This window comes from Rhizobacter sp. P1_G5 (assembly GCF_056405435.1).
Map to the genome: position 1 here is coordinate 1 of NZ_JBFUCB010000059.1, position 17,144 is coordinate 17,144.

A 17,144-nucleotide genomic window follows, 5' to 3' on the forward strand; every position below is an offset into this window, starting at 1 on the left:
GACTTGACCTGCGAGTGCGTGGTTCATCGCCGTTTGATCGAGAAGGTTGCTTCCGATCGGCGGCGGGCACGGCCGCAGTGAGGCTTCGCGGGCCCTATACGACAGCCCGCTATCCATCTCGAAGGCGTCCTACTCGGACCCCTCGATGCGGCGAAGATCGGAGAATCCGGGGCAATAGGTCTGTGGTTGCATGGCGCGGTCGAGTGCCCGRCCGTGATCGAGCGGCGACCAATGGCAGCGCAAGTGCTGCCCGTGCACACTTCGACGCGGCCCTTCGGATCCAGCTTGCTCTTGCCGACCCGCTTGGGATACTGCGGCTCGACGGCAAAAACCCTGCTCGTCTCGAAAAAAACATCGACACGGCACTCTCGGCCAATGAGAATCGATGGACGCGGAAGATCTTCGAAACCGAGCTCATTCGATGGCAGAACGGCTCACGCCGGTCGAGCCGCTACGAATGCTCAGCCCAAGTGACTGTCGCGGTGCCAAATCTTCGAACCGGATACGGCTCAGGGGATGTGCGGGAATGGTGAGACTGCAAAAATATTGTTCGGTTTATTGCGGCCTGCCCCCTCTGGGCGCCATCCAAATGATGTATCGCCGGCGTGATAGCGCGGTAGGTCGAAACTTCGGGTGGGGGAGTGACTAGTGCTGGCCCCCGCACCTCTTGCGGACGAGTTTGCAACGGGGCATCTGGGTCGCATCGCATTTTTCAATGGTTTCCCGCGCGGGCAGCAATGCGAGATCGCGCTTCGGCGGGAGCATCATCGCCGATGCCCACAATCGTCCGCGGATCCGCTCGTCAACTGCGTTGCCGGCTTGATAGGCATGGACACACTGCAGTATGTGCGACTGCATACGATGCTGCCGTTTCATGCCTTCGTTCTGAATCCTGCGCAGATGACCGACGAGGGGGAGTGGGGTAATTCTGTTCTCCGCCGCCAGGGCTTGATATCTCCCCGTGCGGCTGCCTATCTCTGTGCACAATGCGCCGAGGAAGACTTGCATTTCTGGGGGCCAAGCTACTGGCGCCGCGCGCATCAACTTCCAGGCGTCAACTGGTGTGATCGTCACGCGACACCGCTGTGCTACGTGGCGGAAAAAGATGCGTTCCTTCGCTCGCCGATGCACTGGGTCAATTCTTCAGCAGCCCGTCCCGTTCCGCACGCGGAGCCACCGATTCCGCAAGTACAGCGATTCATCGACGTGTGCACATCGATGCTCGATGCGGGCAGAGTCTGGGATGGTCGCGACGTCGGTCGAAAGTTGATGGACCGCGCCATGGATCTTGGAATTCGCGTATCAAACGGCGGCACCAGACCACTACTGAGCGAGTTTGCCGTCGCCGCCTATCCCTTGCCGTGGCTCCAGGAGGTCTTCCCAGTTGCCAAGTTCCACGGCGACGGCCGGCGCACACATTCGATTGATTCGGTCCTGCGTTGCAGTACGAGTACCGCCGAAGCCGTTGCACTCGCAAGTGCGCTCATGTTCGACACGGTAGAGGAAGTATTCTTGCGCTTCGCCGCACGCAGGACTCGCTCTTCAAAGATCTCGATGTATGCGGTGTGCCGTACCCATGGAGGCGAGATCAATGCGATCGCCAAGGAGCTCGGTGTGACCACCAAGCAGGCCGCGGCCCGCCTGACTCGCAATCGAGATCGGCTTCTGGCTTCTTTACGAGGGACATCATCGTTGCGCGCCGCGTGCATGTTCCTCGATGACGGACTGACGCTCGCGGATGCGGCACGAAGCGGGGGTGTCACCACCCAAGCACTCGAAAGCGTGCTTCGCCTCCTGTTCGGGGGCCGCCACGGTAGGCATACGAGCGAAAAACTGAGGCGTGCGGCGACGACAACGCCGGCACCTCGTGGCAAATTGGTGCGCGATGGCACTCATTCGCCTCGTAGCGTCGCCTCGCGGATTCCATAGAGCCTGATGGCGTTGCTGGCGAAGACGCGGAACAGCGCCTGAAGTTGTGCGGAACTCGGCATGCTCCACCAACCGCATGCATTCCTTGACCCGGATCGGGTGCTAAGCCAAGCACTGCTGTTTGAAGATCCTGGCATCTTGGCATGGCTTCCCGATGAAACCATGTTCAGCTTGGCCAGTCGACAACACGCGTGGTCGGGGCATGGAGCGGCCTGGCGAACCTGCCTGCAGTTGTTCGGAAGCAAACGTGGCGGAATGGAGCATGACTTCCCCTCACACCTGAACGTCTTCGTCGATCGATCACAGGGGGTAGCCGGCGAAGCCCTTGCCCTCGTCAATGAGCGGACCCTGCTGCCGTACTACCTTCCTTTCCGAACCGAGGAACAGGCGCGCGATGCGATCGCCGGCATGTGTGGGAGCGGCATCGGTGCGGCCAAAGCGCGCCTCGGGCTGCTCGCGAGCCGGTTCAGAGCCAATCATCCCTTGAAAGCATGCCTCCAGTGCATCGTCAGCGACAGCTTGAAGCACGGCACGGCGTACTGGCACCTCGCGCATCAGTACCCTGGAGTTTGGGTCTGCTCCGAGCATAGGTGCCTGCTTTCGGAGTCAACGCTCAAAGCGACTGGTGTCGGACGCTTTTGGTGGCATTTGCCGCGAAGCGATTCACTTGTCATACCGACTTCCGACGGTCGCCCGATGAACGAGCGCGATGAGGGATTGCGCGCATTCAGTCGGTTTGCGACCCTGATCCAGCACTGCGTCAAGCGATCAGCCGGGTTTCACTTTGAACCAGCAGCACTGTCCCGTGTGTACCGACGCAGCCTCGAACAGCGAGGGATGACGAATGCACGCGGAGGCGTGCGCATGGCAGCCGCGGCATCTACGTTCGTCGAACACTGCCGGGAGCTCAGAGTAGTTCGCGAGCTCGGCGCGTTGCCGGCGACCACCGCAGCGGCGGCGTCCCAATTGACGAGGCTCTTTGGCGCCCCGCGAGGCGGAACGCATCCTATCCGCCATCTTACTGTTATCGATTGGCTCTTTGAGGAGTGGTCAGAATTCGAACTCGCCTATCTTTCTGCGGCCAAGAAGGAGCCAACTCAACGTGTGCCAGCACATGAGCCTGTGAGGCTATCTGGACCAGCCGCTCGCGAGACGGCGCGCCTTGAGTTGGTCAGACTGATAACGATCGAAGGCCGCAGCCTGCGTAGCGCAGCGGTGCAACTTGACGTCGACAGCGCCACCGCCGCGGCGTGGGCGACGCGGGCGGGTATTCGCGTACTGCGAAGGCCGAAGCTTCTCAAGCCCGTCTTGCTGGACGGCCTGATCGCTGGGCTGCGATCTGGCGCCGACAAGCAGGAGTTGGCGACGCGGTACGGGATATCCGTAGAGACTGTCACGCGCGTGCTCAGGACGGAGATCAATCTGCATATCGATTGGTGCGCAGCTCGCAGTACCAAGCGACGCACTCAGGCACGCGCCGATTGGCTGCGTCTGAGTGATGAGGCCGGCTGGCAGGGTGTGTCGGCGGTACGTCGCCTAGCGCCGGGAGACTACGCTTGGCTCAACCGGCATGACCGAGAGTGGCTGCGGCAGCAGAACGCGAAGTTGATGGTGCAACCACGAGGCAATGGATCAGCGGTTGATTGGGATCGACGCGACTCCATTCTTGCCAACGAAGTGAAGAAGTTGGCACTGCGAATTCGATTGGAGCGCCCCACTGAAAGAGTCGAGCGATGGCAGATCTATCAACTACTGCCGGAGCTGAAAGCGAAGCTGCAGTCCCTAGGCCGACTCCCGCTGACGAAGGCGGCCCTGACAATCGCCACCGGCGCTATCAAGAGTTCCTGCTCGCGAGAGCGCCCCCTGTTCTGACGCTGGGCTGGCTTACCTACAGCAAGCTGCCGCCAAGGGTCGTCCAGAATGCATCCGAGCGAGGCAACAAGTCCTCATACCTGCCAAGCTTCTCAGGGTCCTTTGTGAGCAAGGCCTCGACGGCCGGCTTCAGAGGAGCCAGGTAGGTATTAGCGGCTTTCCGAAAATGCTCCAGCTTCATCACGTCGGAATTGCTCTCGATGGCGCAGCGATGCGCAAAGATCCATAGCATTCGAATGATGCGTGGCACGCCGGCCGTCAACTCAATGACCAGTCTTCGAAGGCCCTCCGTGTCCTCCGGTCGAATTCGGACCCATTGATATTTCAGCAACGCGGGGAACAAGAACTCGGAATAGTACGGCTCGTCGGCGCTGCGAATGTTCGGTATGACGTGAAAGCCTTGCGTAAGCAAGCGCTCTGCCGTACTCAGGCGCGCGGAGAGGGCCGCAACCCCATCCGGTGTGCCGGCCACCAGGAGCGGAATGCGCCACGTGTTCGTGAGGCCGAGGATAAACTTGAGGGCCGAGTCCTCAATGACGCTCAGCTGAATTCCTTCACCTTTTGCACGTCGGGATCGCCGAATCTCCAGTGTTGGAATCTTGAAGAGATTCTGGATCTCGTCCAGGAACAGCAACCCGAGGAAGTGTCCCGATGCCACCTGTCGCCACTCTTCCAGCATGCCTAACCCGTTTCGACGGGCGCGGCCGCGATAGTGGGCGAACCTACTCGTACCCAGTGCTTCGTCGTACGCCGTCATGAGATTTAGCGCAAGGTCCTCCGCCCTCCCGGAACCCGGCACATCGGCGCGCAACCAAGTCAGCTGTTGCAGTCCCCGCGCCATTTGGGGAAAGTTCGCATGCGGCACGACCTGGTGGTACCACGACAGGCACTTCTCGATGGTCAGGGTCTTGCCGCTACCAGAGATGCCCACCACCGTGGCCGCCATTGCTGGCGCTGTCGGCGGCAGGCGGGCTGGAGCGTCTCCGTAAAGGGCACTCCACGTCCGCGAGTCACGGGGACACCGATAACGGTATCCCTGCCGTAGCATCAGGTCTGTGGTCGTGGCGATCGAGGTGGCCTGCGGTCGTGGCACATACAGATCGCTGACGCTCATCACGTTGTGAAGTAGTACGTGCGGAGGTAGGCCGACCAGGTCCTCAGGGGGTGGAGGCATTGTTTGAAGATGCTCAGTAATTTCAAGCAGTGAAGGGATCGGCCCGAGGGCGTCGATCAAGATGTTGCCCGCATAGGCCGGAACCTCATGGTTTGGAATTGAAGGGTTTAGCATTCTGTGTTCTCCGGCGAGACCGCTTGACGCAACTTCCGCATCGTCTCGAAGTAGGCTTCGTCACCGCTGGCGGTGCTCAGCTCGGTCGGTAAGGAGGGTTTTTCCGCGGTACCGGATGCGCGGAACACCTCCAAGCCGCGAGCCTCTGTCATAGGCGGTATCGGCCCGTCGTACTGGGCTTCCGCCTCTGCGGTACGCCTGGCGGCATCGCGCGCCATCTCCAGGGTGCGCTGCAGTGCCTTGATCGATTGCCTCGTACGCTCGTACTCGCGCGCCGCGTTGCTGAGCGTGTGAATCAACCGCGCTTCGACATATTCGTCGAAGGTCAAGTCCGCGGAGGCAAGCGATTGATCCGAGAGGGTCAGGTCGAGCATGCCGGTGCCGCCCTTGTTGGGCGTCCAGATTCGCGATGTGGAGCCTGGGAACGTGTACACACGCCGCTCCTGGCTACCATAGTTCGCTGCCACGCTTGTCCATTGATCTTTTGTCGCGACCTCGGACTCATACTCGAGGGCGCCGAGAAAGATGCCAGTTCGCTTCACTCGGCAGGTCTCCGAAGGAAGCAACGACGCAATTAAGTGTGAGTCGGAGAACGCTTTTCGATAGCCGATGCCGGCTTCAAACCCGTAGCGCCAAAGTCCGGCGGGCGATGGGTGTACGCCTGCGCCGATCATGTGAGCGTCCATTCGATGCGATCGATCGGCGGTGAGGTTGTAGTGGTCGAACACCACAGACAAATACTGAACGTACTCTCGCAGAGTGTAGGCAGGTCGAGTCTTTGTGCCTTTGAGTTCGTACTCCTTGCGGCGTGCATCGATTGCTCCAGGTTGAAAGTACTGCTTGTCCTTCGTGATTCGAAACAGTACCTCGACCAGTCCTTTCCAGTCGGGTCTGTAGGAGGCGGCATAGTTGGGAGTGAACCCGAGAAGTGACGCAGTTTCGCGCGCTCCAAGAGAATGGTATTCACCGCGGTCAAACAGGAATTCGGCAGGGAGACCCGGCAGTGGATGCAGAGACGGCAGCGGCTCGTACCCCCACAGCGAACCGATGAGTTCCGGCGATGCGAACGTCGAGAACAATGCAATCTYGGCGGTTGACCAGGCAGGCCCGGTTAAGCAGACGTAGAAGCCGACGATGGCGGTGGACCAGACGTCAACAACGATGTAGACAATGGGTCGACCGATGAACCAAGCGCGATTCACGCTACTACGCAGATGGATGTCACCGGTGGTTGAATCGATCGCGAAGACGTGGCCTGGTCCTGCGACACCTTGCCAAGAGCGACCATGTAATCCCCGCATACTTCGGAGGAAGTAGCCTTTGATCGTTTTGTCCCGAACACGATCGAGGTTATTGACCTCGCACTGAATTACGCGATCGACTTGTCTCTTATTAGGAATGGTTCCCTGCGGCGGAAGCTGCGGAACCAACCCGTCCGGCGTGGAGACGTATTGGCTTACGAATCCGCCAAGAATTATTCGATCATAGCGATCCTTGCCTTTTGGCTTCGGTTTCGGGAGTTTTCGGTACGCGGCCATGATTAGAACGACCCAAGCGCTGCTCATTCCGGGCTGCGGAATTTCCTCAAGGTCCCGTCGTTCACTGTTCGTCTTCCTTCCCGCCTTCTTCCTATTCCCATCACACCGTCGACGCACGCCTGGAGCGCCGCAGCGGTCGTTGCGGGTAATCAATGAGCCGGCACTGAAGCCGTACTGGCACAGGTGAGAAAAATTCGAGTAGATGACGCCTCGCGAACATCTCGTTCGCAGGACGGCTCGCCGTACCAGCCCACTTATGCCGTGATGGCATATCAGCAAGTCACGAAAGATCCTAGGATTGAGGAACTCTTCCATCACCCGCAGGCGGCGTTCCCACCGCGCACGATCTCCGTCAGTCAAATCCTCCGCAAGCGAAAGCAATCGAGCCTCGGGTTCGACGCCTATGGTTGTGAGTTTTGCGGAGTTCTCGAGATCTACAAGTGACTGGCGATCCTCCCAAAGCAGCGGTGTGGCAATTGACGGACTTTTCTTGCAACGCTTGCCCGTCGATGATTGGGTGTCGCAGGCATGTTGACTCGAGGGCGCTGCAACGGTCAGGCGAACAAGGACTGTGAGGTCGTAGTTTGGAGCGTCGAGTACAACTCGAAAGAGGCCATCTAGCCGCTCGTCTTCAATCCTCACTACGGCGTTATCAGCTATGCAGGAAGACACAATGATCTCCTCTCTGCAATCGGATTGAATTGCTTGAACTGCCGTTCGGATACGAGACGCAAAGGGATGGAGGGGCGCCAGCCTCTGGCCATGTCCAATCTGACCTTGCCGCACCATGTGGACTGCCAGAAGATAAGCTGCGCCGTTTGCTGATCGACTTGGAACTTGAATGCGATGCGAGCGATTGCCGTACTGAACGAGGATCCCACTAAGTGAGGTGCGAACTGGCCGCATTCGCTAGTTATCTCATCGCTGACCTCATCCGTGGAAAGCGCCCAGGGAACTGCCCTGCGCATGCAGAGGGCAACTTCCCTTTGATAGAGCGATGGCGAAAGCAACAGCCACGGTACGCCACGATGTACCCAATAGGCGCGCTCGATTCGCAGCAGCTGTAACGTCCGCTTGGACGTTACATCCTGGTCAAGCTTGACGCTGATTGCCAGTAGAGTCGGTTCTTGGTTCCCCTGCCTCAGGGTCACCAGGAGGTCCGTCGTGAACACCCAAGGTTCTCGCTCGCCCGCGCATTCGACGAAAGGGTGCCTAATGGAGAGCTTCTCTGCAAGCTCGAGCGTGCCGAGGCCCTCCTGGGTTAGGAATGCGGCAGAGTAACTAGCCAACTCGTGCTGGCTTGAGCGCAGCGAGAGAGGGAACTGCTCCCGCAGGTCGATGGCGTCAGCTAGTTGTGTACAGAAGAGGAAGCCGATCGCTTCATTGATCGACAGAAGGTGATGCTGGCGGCCGGTCCTCCTCCAGTACGGTAGGCCCGACCGACCGTGACTTGCCGGGTCTCCGCGGGTCACTTGATGCCAGGGCTGAAAGGACGACAATATTCCGGTGCCGCGCCCCTTGTCGCGCCATGCACTCAGCAAGGCTGGTGTGAATCGCTTGGTTGTCCTCATCGCGTTCCTTCCAACTCGCTGAGGGCGAGCTTGTCCATCGCTCGCCGCCAGGAGGCTCGTTCGACAAAATCGGACAAGGAGGGAATTGACGCGGTGAGTACCGCCTCGTATGCTTTCAGCGTCAGTTCTTGAAAGCCGGTTCCCCCTTGGGCCGGGCAAAGGGCGTCTTCGGTGTAGGAGCCGAAGACGCTTTGTTGCTTAGGGCGTTGGTGGCATAGGGTGGGCTACCTCCTCTGTTGGTCAGTCGGACGGTGTTGCGCTCGCTTTGAGTCCAAGCGCGACTGCGATTCTGTGGGATTGACCGCGCAAGCATTTGCGCCTGCCTTTAATAACTGAGTAGACGAGCGACGCATTGAAGCCGCGTTGTGCTGACCAGTGTGCGATGGTGACGCCTTCGGCGCGGAACCGGCGAAGTGGGTCGGTGGGCGAGGAGACTGAATCTCGCGCAGCCACATCACTGAGGTGCTCAGGTGCCGGTGCGAGTGCCACTGTAGAGAGATGACGCGGCGTCGTTCCAATTTGAATCGCACGCTCCGCGACACGATCACTGCCTAGACTCGATTCTGGATCAGTTGCGTGCATTGTCATCCCACGGCTGAGCAGCGTTCTACTGCATCGCGTCCCCTGGCTTCAACGAGAAGTCTTGGAGCAGCGCTGGAGTTGGCACACATTCTCCACCCTGACCTGCTTGGCGCAAGTGGCCTGAATGTGCTCGCTGGGGCCGCGCCAATTACCTACACAAGTGGATGAGGTACTCGATGTGCGCGGTTGAGACGGGCGATTCGCCGCCATCTATGCGGTGGTTTTCGGCCGCCCGGCGGCGAATATGCCAGGTGAGCTGTGCTGACCGATGTCAATTGGACCCGAAGCGCACCATCTGTGCAGATCCCGGCGAGGCAGCGTATGTCATATCAAGCGCGCGACGTCACAGAAGTTATGAACCGTCGGGGACGGCCCATCATATTTGTATCTAAAGGTAACCATCGGACTGCGCGCGCCTTTTCGCCGAGAGGCGCCATGGCTTTGTCACGGGCTGGCGAAGTGAGTCGTGGCGTGGTTGCGGCCGAAATTCATGCGCCGAGATGCTAAGTCAGCTGCGCGAAGTGCGCGGAAGACGCTATGGGAATGAAACGGTGCCTCGAGAGTATTCGGTCGCCGCGTCGCTACTACTGATCGAGGCTCTGTCCAGTCGCCCTGCTCGTTTGTCGAGGCCTCAAACACCACTTCAGACTTGAGGTGGTACAGCAGGTGCCGACAGAGAAGCATGTCCTCTGTGCGGCGCACGTCCGTCGCTACTGCGATCCGGCCCCCGCTTCGATCTGAACAGCCGCCGGTTGCACGACAGGGGATGCGGCCCTGCGGGAGACTCCGCGCCTTGCCCCCTTTTTGGGAGATTGGGCCTTCGGTGCCGAAAGCGCGCCTTCGATGAGGAATCGATCTCGGTTCTTCACGCCAACAATCCACAGAGGCGGCTTCCCTCGTCCTGTCCAAGTTTTGCCCGACTTTGGATCCTGGTATTTTGGCTGGCCAACCGTCGCCTTCGCAATCGCGACGCGCTTCACTCCGTTCGGCGCCCTGCGAGTGCCGGTCAAGCCAAGGTCTGCAGGTGTCAGCCCGTAAGCGGCGATCGCTTCCTTGATTCTGGCAATGACACCCGCCACCTCTGCTTGGCGCATGCTCTCCGCTTGCCTCCCCAGCTTGGCAATCTCCGCTTTGATAGCTGCATAAGTCTTCATGGGATTCTTCGACTGGTTGCGATCGCGGGATTTTCCACCTATTGACATAATGGTGGAGTTCCTACCGGTCTGCGGCTACGCAACCCGAGCCGACACCCTTCTACTGAACTGAAGGAATGTCGTCACCTGGGCCCAGCAAAGAGGGGTGCACGACGAAGGCTCTCCCGTCGCCAAAAGGACCCAAATCGCGACCCTGCAGAGGCTCGCTATTGGCCTTCTGATCGAGCGGTTAACTCCGCACTCCGCCGTGCCCAATGCCCTGCAGACTGAGCGGCGAAGATGTCCGGGTCCAAGCCGAACGTACGCTGCGTCTTCAAGACGATGTCTTCGATATCTCTCTGCGACGGCAGATGCACCGACACTGCAACGCGTGTCGGCTGGCGGCTCTGCAGCGCCTCGAGAATGTGCTCGTCCTGCTCGCCCATTCCCCATCCATACAGCACCAACGTATTGCGCTCGGTCGGCTTCCGAATCCCTGCGTAGGAGGCAGACAAGTAGGCCGACGAGCGAATGGAKCGCATCTTCTGTTGGAACGTACCCTCGCTGACGAACAGTGGACCATACTCGCCAGTCTCCCAAGCCTGAAGGACCGCTTCGAGTAGTCTTGCGTCGCCTCCCCGTAGCTTCACCTCCTCCCCATACTGGCTCCTGGCCATGCAGAGGTTGCCATGTGGGTACACGATGAAGCTCAAGCCGCGTTCTAGTCGCTCGGGCATACCTTGGAAGACTAGGCGGCCATCCTCCTCCTTGCCGAAGCAGTCCCTCGTGTTGTCATGCCCAGCGCCCCAGGCGGTCATTCGTGCCCAATAGATAAGCAGGTCGTAGTTCAGTGACACAACCAACTGGAAGCTCGACAGGAACGCGTGCATTGTGAGGAGGTGAGACTCTTGCGCGTCGGTGAACGGCCCGTCGCGCACTTCGGCGTGCGCCAAGTGTGTGGAGCGAACGGTTTCGATCAGTGCATAGCGCACCGACTCGTAGGCCCGCCTCACGCTCGGCGCCTCAGACTTCAGCGCGGCGTTGACAAGGTTCGCCTGCCAGACAAGACGGAGCACCAGCTCAAAATCCGACGTCCCGAACACTTCGAAGAGCTGAGTTGCTTCCTTCAAGAGCCCCCGTGCTTCTGCGGCCGCTCGAAGAGAGCCATACATGAAACCGGTATGCATCGCGATGCTCGCGCCGTTTCCGAGTAGCAGGCAGCCCTGCTCATAGTGCTGCTTAATGTCGTCCCACGCCTGGATCTTCAAGCCAATCTCCACTCGTCGTTGAGATGCATTGGCGGCGCCGGCGCCTGCCCCATGGGACGAATCATCCCACCTTGCTCGAGAACGACTGCAGGCCGCCCGGCAACCGAGCAGACGACCGAGTGAATCGAGCAGTGCATGTCTTGTATCAAGGGGTCGAACGTGCGCCTAAGGTAGGCGCAGCCCCCCCCGCTTCGGGGTGTCAGAGTTGACAGTTCGCACGTGGCAAGCAAATCTCTATAGTCAAACAGGAGTAGCACACAAGCTGTTCAGAGTATTCGCACGGTGTTCTTGCGGTATAGGGTCCAGGCGTCGGTGCGCACGAGCCGTCTCAGGTCGAGCGCCAAGTGACTCTTCGAGATCACTGAGAAGGGTTTGGAGATGGTTGCTTCAATGGCGGCTGAGATCGATCCGATGAATCAGGAGCGCATCGAGATCGACCTGGTGTTCTACGACGACGCAGAAAAGGAAGCCTTTCACGAGAACTATCCGCCCGAGGTCGTTGCTCGGATCGACGCGCTGGTCGCGTCGCCAATGAAGGTGAGCGCGGCAGACATTTTCCGGTTCTACATGCTGCACCGGCTCAAAACTGGACATCCTGCTTCTGCACTACAAGAGGTCACTCCCGCGGGAACCTACAAAAAGTTCAAGTGCGAGGGACCGCTGCAGTTCAGCAGCTCGGTGCTGGTCTTTGGGTGGTTCCGGCTGTGAAGTCAGCACATCCAGGATCTATCCTTCGAACGTAGCAGCGACCGAGCATGAGCGCCGTACTTCGAGACTTCGAGTCGCGACTCCAGGGGCACTTCTCCGCGCTCGCCGAGGAGAAGCAGCGCTACAACTTTCCAGTCTTCGCGCTGGAGCATTGCCTCGATTCACAGGATGTCAATCGCCTCGGAATCGAACTGGGCCGTTCCCTGCGAAGCCGTCAAGGCCTCTCCCCGCACCATCGGCTATGTTGGCTGGTCCATGCGGCCGAGGTTGGCTACGACTTCGACGGCCAGGAGTACTGGTATCGATTTGGCCAGGCGACGCCCAACTGGGACTACATGTACCGAGAGGAGTTCTTGTACTTCTTCGAGGTGTTCGCGAGGGACTTCGGGGGAGTGCGTCCAACTGGTGAGTGGGCGAAGCGGTTCCGCTACATCGCGTGGCCGGTCGCTCATGCGTTGCTCCCGCACGACCTCCAGGTGCAACTCGCAAGATCCATCTACAACGCACGTCACCACCTACCGGACATCGCAAGCCTGGATCCCGGTGGCACGGGTGACTTCATCCACCGACACACCTTCGAGTGGACATCTAGATACCGGTTCTTCCTGCAACAGCGGGAACTCGTGGGATGGATCGTGCACGCGCTCATGCAGGCGGGAAGCGGTCAGGCCCCGATCATCTACAAGCCCGCACTGGACCGAGTTTTGGCGAACCTCAACGCTGTCGCCCACGCGCGAGAGTGGTTGAGGGATGCCCAACGACAGTACGCGCTAAGCACATTCAATCTGCCGTGGTCGCCGAAGCAAGCCGTTACGTCGCCGAATCCATCCGCCGGCCCTGTTGCCGCTGCGGAGTCGGCGAGTCCGATGAAGGAACTCTTGACGCCGCTGCTGAGCCTTCACTTCGAGGCCCCAGGCCGGGCACACGCCTACGTTGAACTCCCGTCCTTCCAGCARCTCATCAACCTCCACGGTGAGTTTCGGCCACACTTCGAGGCAGCGAACGTAAAGATTCCCTGCCACGGGGACGCGCTGATGCCGGCGGTGATGCTGCTCTCGGGGTCCGGGCGGCAACGTTCGATGCGCAGATGGCCAAGTGCCGAAGAAGTGCTCGCCGTCTTCAAGCCCAAGTCACCACACTTTGATCAGTTGGTTGACGCGGAGTGTCGACTGCCGAAAGCCGAGCTGTGGCTGTTCAAGCGCGTCGGCGACGCAACAGCGAATCAGGTTGCCGGACTCGCACTGCGACCCGGTGAACGCTACGTCCTCGTTACCCGCGACAAGAGCCGCTTCCGAGGTCTCGCTGGCCAATCGGTGGAGCTGCGCTGCGAAGGCGTCCATGCCATTGAGTTTGACGTCCCGGCCGTCGTCGATGCGTCGTGGGAAACGTCGTTTCGGACCATGGGAATCACAGTCCATCGCTCGGTCAAGGTCGAGCCAACCGGTATCTACCCAAGATCTTGGGGGCTCGACTCCTTGGGCGAATGGCTCGTGACGGAGACACCCTGCTTCACCCTAGTGCGGGACCACGACTTCGACAGCTACCAATTCAGCATCAACAACGGCCCCGTTGAGCGCATCAACTGCGGCGCAGATGGCACGCTGATCATCCAGATCACAGGGCTTGGCGTCGGCACGCATACCGTGGACCTCGCGACGCGCCTGTCCACCAACGGATCCGAACCACACGTCCGGCCGTGCGCCAGTGCGCGCTTTGCTTTGCATGTCCGTAACCCATCCACATGGATTCCCGGCGTGCTCTGTTCGCCGGCATTGGTCATGCAGATTCACCCCGTTGCACCAACGCTCACGGACTTTCTTAGCGGCGACGTCGAACTGTCTGTGGATGGCGACCCGAGCTGGAAGGTTCGCTGCTCTCTCGAGCTAATGGACGAAAGTGGGCACGCAACGACAAGCGTGTCCATTGGCACTCATGCGCTGCCGCTGACGTCGGAGCACTGGTCGGAGCTCGTTCGAACGTTGCTCGACCGTCCTACTGACGAGCACGAGTATCTAGCAGCTGCCGGTGCGCAGATCGTGTTGGACGCCGAGGATCTGGGGCAGAAACGGATCCCCTTGTCGCACACACCCAGCGCCGTTCGATGGGCATTGAGCCGTAGCAAGGGCGCCTCCATCTTGAGGCTCATCGATGAGGGTGCAGACGAAGATATCTTGGTCACATGGATTGACTTCAGCCTGCCGCTCTTGCCCGTTTCGCTTGAGCGAAAGGAAGCACATGGGATCAATGTGTCAAAGAAGTCGGGGCTCTTCCTTGCACGTTCAGGTGAGTACAGCGAGGCGGTGGTTGTTTCGCCTCGGGAGGTGGGAAAGGAGTTGGGTTGGCTGGGTGTTGCCTTCAAGCACACAGCCTTCCAGGAGCAAGACCTTTTGCAAGTGCTTTCGGCAAACGATCTTTGGACGGGCGCTCGCCCTTGCACTCCGCTGTCGCGATTCCGGCAACGACGCGTGACCACCGAACTCAGTCGCTATGCACTGGAGCTGGTGACCGGTCGGCTTTGGATTCAACAGGAGAGGCTGCTCAACGGCAGGTCGGACGATCCATACTGGGACAACCTAGAGGCGATCGTCTCGGCCGATCGCACCTACGGCATCAGCCTTTCCCACAACTGGAGGATCGCGGAGTCGCACGATGACAAGGCACTACAGGTTGTCGCACGCTCCGTGGCGAAGAGCTTCAGGGAATTCGCGGGAGAACAGGTGAGTGCACTGGCTTGGCGGTTCTCGCACGATGAAGTCCAGCTGGATAACGAACAACAGGACACCTTGCGAAGCGTAGACCCCCAAAACTTCGCCACGCTCGTTCGAGCCGCTCGCTTGCTGCGCCTCTATCGACGCTATCGCCGAGGACTTCCGCAGGTATGAGCATGCCAAATCTTCAGATCATCAGTGCGCAAGCGGCGCTCGACACTACGTGCAGGACCCTTCGGGTGACCGCGGCGGCTGCTGACAATGACACCCCACACGAAATCTCTCAAGCTGACCTAGTGATGCAACTGGCGGCTGCGATGGCACGTCGTTTGAGCGGCTTCATGTGCCCGTGCTCCCCGCGCGAGATCGTGACCGCCGTAGAGCGTTCGTTGTCGCACCTTCCCGTTACACATGACCAGGTGCGAGACGTTGCGAAGGCGGCGATAGAAGACCTACTTGCATCTGGCGACCTCCTGGCACTTGATCATGTCAAGCTGATCGGTGCGGAGCACGAGCCCAACTGGCTCTTCTGCGCACCGCCGAGCTTCATCCCAAGGGCTGGGCGCATCTACATCACCGGCATCGGACCAGATGATGCGTCCATTCTTCCGATCACTCTCAGAGAACGCGTGGTCTCGCAGGGTGCAACTCGGTTCATCAGTGTGGACCCTGATGACGGCGACTTGGAATTGACGCTCGCCTCACACGGCTTACGCCGCCTCGATCCCCAGCGCTGGCTCACACTCCAGCGCCCGGTGAAGGCGGACTCATTCGTCAACACCATTCAACGGCGTCTACTGTCCGAGGGAAGCGTCGGCCATCTCGATGGATTGAAAGTGCTTGCCCGCCGTCGGGCAGGCCGCGGAGGCTACCGTGCACGATGGCATGAACTGAAGGATGAATCCGGGCTGCATGTGGCACGGTTGCCCAAGGCGTATGGGGCTCCCCTGTGGGTCCTGATCGACGTCGACCGCGGCGTTGTGAAGCGCTCGCAGCTGCTACCGCTCAAGGGTTCTCGCTGCCGTGCTTGTGACGACGCTTGGCGGTTGCAGCTCGCCATCGATGCAAACGACGGGCATGCTGCGACCTAYCGAGTTCAACGCGAACAAGACGGTTCCATGCTCAGTTTGGACTTCCCGCTGCCCGCGGAAGCCAGGCGGCGCTTGGTCCTGATCGGCGGGCGGCGACGCACAGATGCATCCCATTTGAGCTTCTGGATTCCCCAGTCCCAGCTCGAAACAGAAGAGCGCTACTTGCAGGAACAGCTCTGGTTCCGGCGCGCTGACATCTCCAAGGGAGTCGTATGAGCAAGACCATCGACGAAGTTGCGGCCGAACTACGCACCACCCTCATCGAGTATATCGAGGCGACGTACCACATCGCCGATCCCGCGACGCTTGCTCAACGCCGGGCGTTGCTGGAGGAAGTGGGCGTCATCCACCAAGCGCCTTACCTCGAGTCCACCCCGCGCTATCAGGCTGGGCCGAAGTTTCGAAGCATCAAGGGGTTGCCGGAAGCTTCCCTGAAAGTGCTTGAGGCGCTCGCCGAGCCGAACAAGTCCGGCAAGCCACTGTTCTACGACCCACCCTACAAGCACCAATCCGACTCGATCGCGCGCGTGGTCGTGGATGCCATGAACGTCCTCATCATGACCGGCACGGGCTCGGGCAAGACCGAGTCCTTCCTGATGCCCATTCTTGCCAAACTCGCGCGCGAAGCCGAGCAGTCGTCCGACTCGTTTCGTGATCAGCGGGGGATGCGGGCCTTGATCCTCTATCCGATGAACGCCCTGGTTAACGACCAGCTGGGGCGTCTGCGGGCGATCTTCGGGGACCCGAGGCTTGGGAAGCTCTTCACGAAGTGGGCAGGCCGTCTGCCCCGATTCGCCCGCTACACCAGCCGGACGCCCTATGCGGGCCGCCGGGAGAAGTCCAAGGACCAACGGCGGCTCAAGCCATTCGGCGACTTCTATGTGAAGCACCTCGAGGATCTTCGAAGCGAAGATGCCGACATCAAGCAACCAGCGGCCAAGTTGATCGCCCAGCTCAGCGAACGAGGCAAGTGGCCCGCCAAGCCCGACCTCGAGCGCTGGTACAACGGCCCGGGGAAAGGCCGGCTCTGGCAGGGCAAGAACGGCGAGTACCTGCGGGCCGTCGCCCTCGAAGGGGATTCCGAGCTGCTGACACGGCACGAGGTCCAGGCCGAAGCGCCCGATCTGCTGGTCACCAACTACAGCATGTTGGAGTACATGCTGATGCGCCCGATCGAGCGGACCATATTCGACCAGACGAAAGACTGGCTGTACGCGAACCCGCAAGAGAAGTTCCTGATCGTGCTCGATGAGGCGCACTTGTACAGAGGCGCCCAGGGGGCGGAGGTCGGGTTGCTTCTGCGCAGGCTGCGTGATCGGCTCGACATTCCGATCGAACGATTCCAGGTTGTCTGCGCCACCGCCAGCTTCGAGAGCAAGGAGTACGCGCCCTGGTTCGCCTCTCGACTGACAGGTGCTCCCGAGTCATCGTTCTCGATCATCGACGGGGCCAAGCG

11 protein-coding genes and 1 pseudogene are annotated in these 17,144 nt (G+C 60.0%); 6 read left to right on the top strand and 6 right to left on the bottom strand.

All coding sequences use genetic code 11. The annotated features are described in order from the left end of the window. Positions 1-648: 648 nt before the first annotated feature. Both AC1D12_RS06785 and AC1D12_RS06790 read left to right on the top strand, forming a co-directional pair. Complete coding sequence (locus tag AC1D12_RS06785) at positions 649-1,929, top strand: TniQ family protein (protein ID WP_477839513.1); 1,281 nt, start codon at positions 649-651, stop codon at positions 1,927-1,929. 60 nt (positions 1,930-1,989) lie between these two features. Next, complete coding sequence (locus AC1D12_RS06790; protein WP_477839515.1) at positions 1,990-3,801, top strand: TnsD family Tn7-like transposition protein; 1,812 nt, start codon at positions 1,990-1,992, stop codon at positions 3,799-3,801. Positions 3,802-3,817: 16 nt separating this feature from the next. Here the strand turns inward: AC1D12_RS06790 and AC1D12_RS06795 are convergent, their stop codons facing one another. The 6 genes and pseudogenes from AC1D12_RS06795 to AC1D12_RS06820 form a co-directional block, all read right to left on the bottom strand. Beyond that, positions 3,818-4,747, bottom strand: coding sequence for an ATP-binding protein (locus AC1D12_RS06795; RefSeq protein ID WP_477839517.1), 930 nt, complete (start codon positions 4,745-4,747; stop codon positions 3,818-3,820). A gap of 335 nt (positions 4,748-5,082) precedes the next feature. Then, positions 5,083-7,269: a TnsB C-terminal domain-containing protein gene (locus tag AC1D12_RS06800; protein WP_477839519.1), complete on the bottom strand. Its 2,187-nt coding sequence runs from the start codon at positions 7,267-7,269 to the stop codon at positions 5,083-5,085. Positions 7,270-7,283: 14 nt separating this feature from the next. Beyond that, positions 7,284-8,198, bottom strand: coding sequence for a TnsA endonuclease N-terminal domain-containing protein (locus AC1D12_RS06805; protein ID WP_477839521.1), 915 nt, complete (start codon positions 8,196-8,198; stop codon positions 7,284-7,286). 240 nt (positions 8,199-8,438) lie between these two features. After that, positions 8,439-8,786 (bottom strand): DNA-binding protein, encoded by a 348-nt coding sequence (locus AC1D12_RS06810; protein ID WP_477839523.1) that lies wholly within the window; start codon positions 8,784-8,786, stop codon positions 8,439-8,441. A gap of 833 nt (positions 8,787-9,619) precedes the next feature. Next, positions 9,620-9,934: pseudogene (locus AC1D12_RS06815) on the bottom strand (H-NS histone family protein); the annotation flags it as partial. A 206-nt stretch (positions 9,935-10,140) separates the two neighbouring features. Further along, positions 10,141-11,181, bottom strand: coding sequence for a DUF4917 family protein (locus tag AC1D12_RS06820; RefSeq protein WP_477839524.1), 1,041 nt, complete (start codon positions 11,179-11,181; stop codon positions 10,141-10,143). A 390-nt stretch (positions 11,182-11,571) separates the two neighbouring features. On the opposite strand from AC1D12_RS06820, the gene AC1D12_RS06825 reads away from it, so the two are divergent. The 4 genes from AC1D12_RS06825 to AC1D12_RS06840 form a co-directional block, all read left to right on the top strand. Beyond that, positions 11,572-11,889 (top strand): hypothetical protein, encoded by a 318-nt coding sequence (locus tag AC1D12_RS06825; RefSeq protein ID WP_477839526.1) that lies wholly within the window; start codon positions 11,572-11,574, stop codon positions 11,887-11,889. Positions 11,890-11,936: 47 nt separating this feature from the next. Continuing rightward, the gene (locus AC1D12_RS06830; RefSeq protein WP_477839528.1) at positions 11,937-14,771 is read left to right on the top strand and encodes a hypothetical protein; all 2,835 of its coding nucleotides are present in this window, start codon (positions 11,937-11,939) and stop codon (positions 14,769-14,771) included. A 125-nt stretch (positions 14,772-14,896) separates the two neighbouring features. Then, on the top strand, positions 14,897-15,904 hold the full coding sequence (locus AC1D12_RS06835; protein ID WP_477839530.1) for a hypothetical protein: 1,008 nt from the start codon (positions 14,897-14,899) through the stop codon (positions 15,902-15,904). Beyond that, positions 15,901-17,144: DEAD/DEAH box helicase (locus AC1D12_RS06840; RefSeq protein ID WP_477839532.1), on the top strand; the 1,244-nt coding region annotated here is incomplete at its 3' end. The genes AC1D12_RS06835 and AC1D12_RS06840, both read left to right, overlap by 4 nt.

Coding starts and splice junctions, on each gene's coding strand:
- AC1D12_RS06810 (WP_477839523.1), bottom strand. CDS start 8,786: ATGACAATGCACGCAACTGATCCAGAATCGAGTCTAGGCAGTGATCGT.
- AC1D12_RS06795 (WP_477839517.1), bottom strand. CDS start 4,747: ATGGCGGCCACGGTGGTGGGCATCTCTGGTAGCGGCAAGACCCTGACC.
- AC1D12_RS06825 (WP_477839526.1), top strand. CDS start 11,572: ATGGCGGCTGAGATCGATCCGATGAATCAGGAGCGCATCGAGATCGAC.
- AC1D12_RS06790 (WP_477839515.1), top strand. CDS start 1,990: ATGCTCCACCAACCGCATGCATTCCTTGACCCGGATCGGGTGCTAAGC.
- AC1D12_RS06805 (WP_477839521.1), bottom strand. CDS start 8,198: ATGAGGACAACCAAGCGATTCACACCAGCCTTGCTGAGTGCATGGCGC.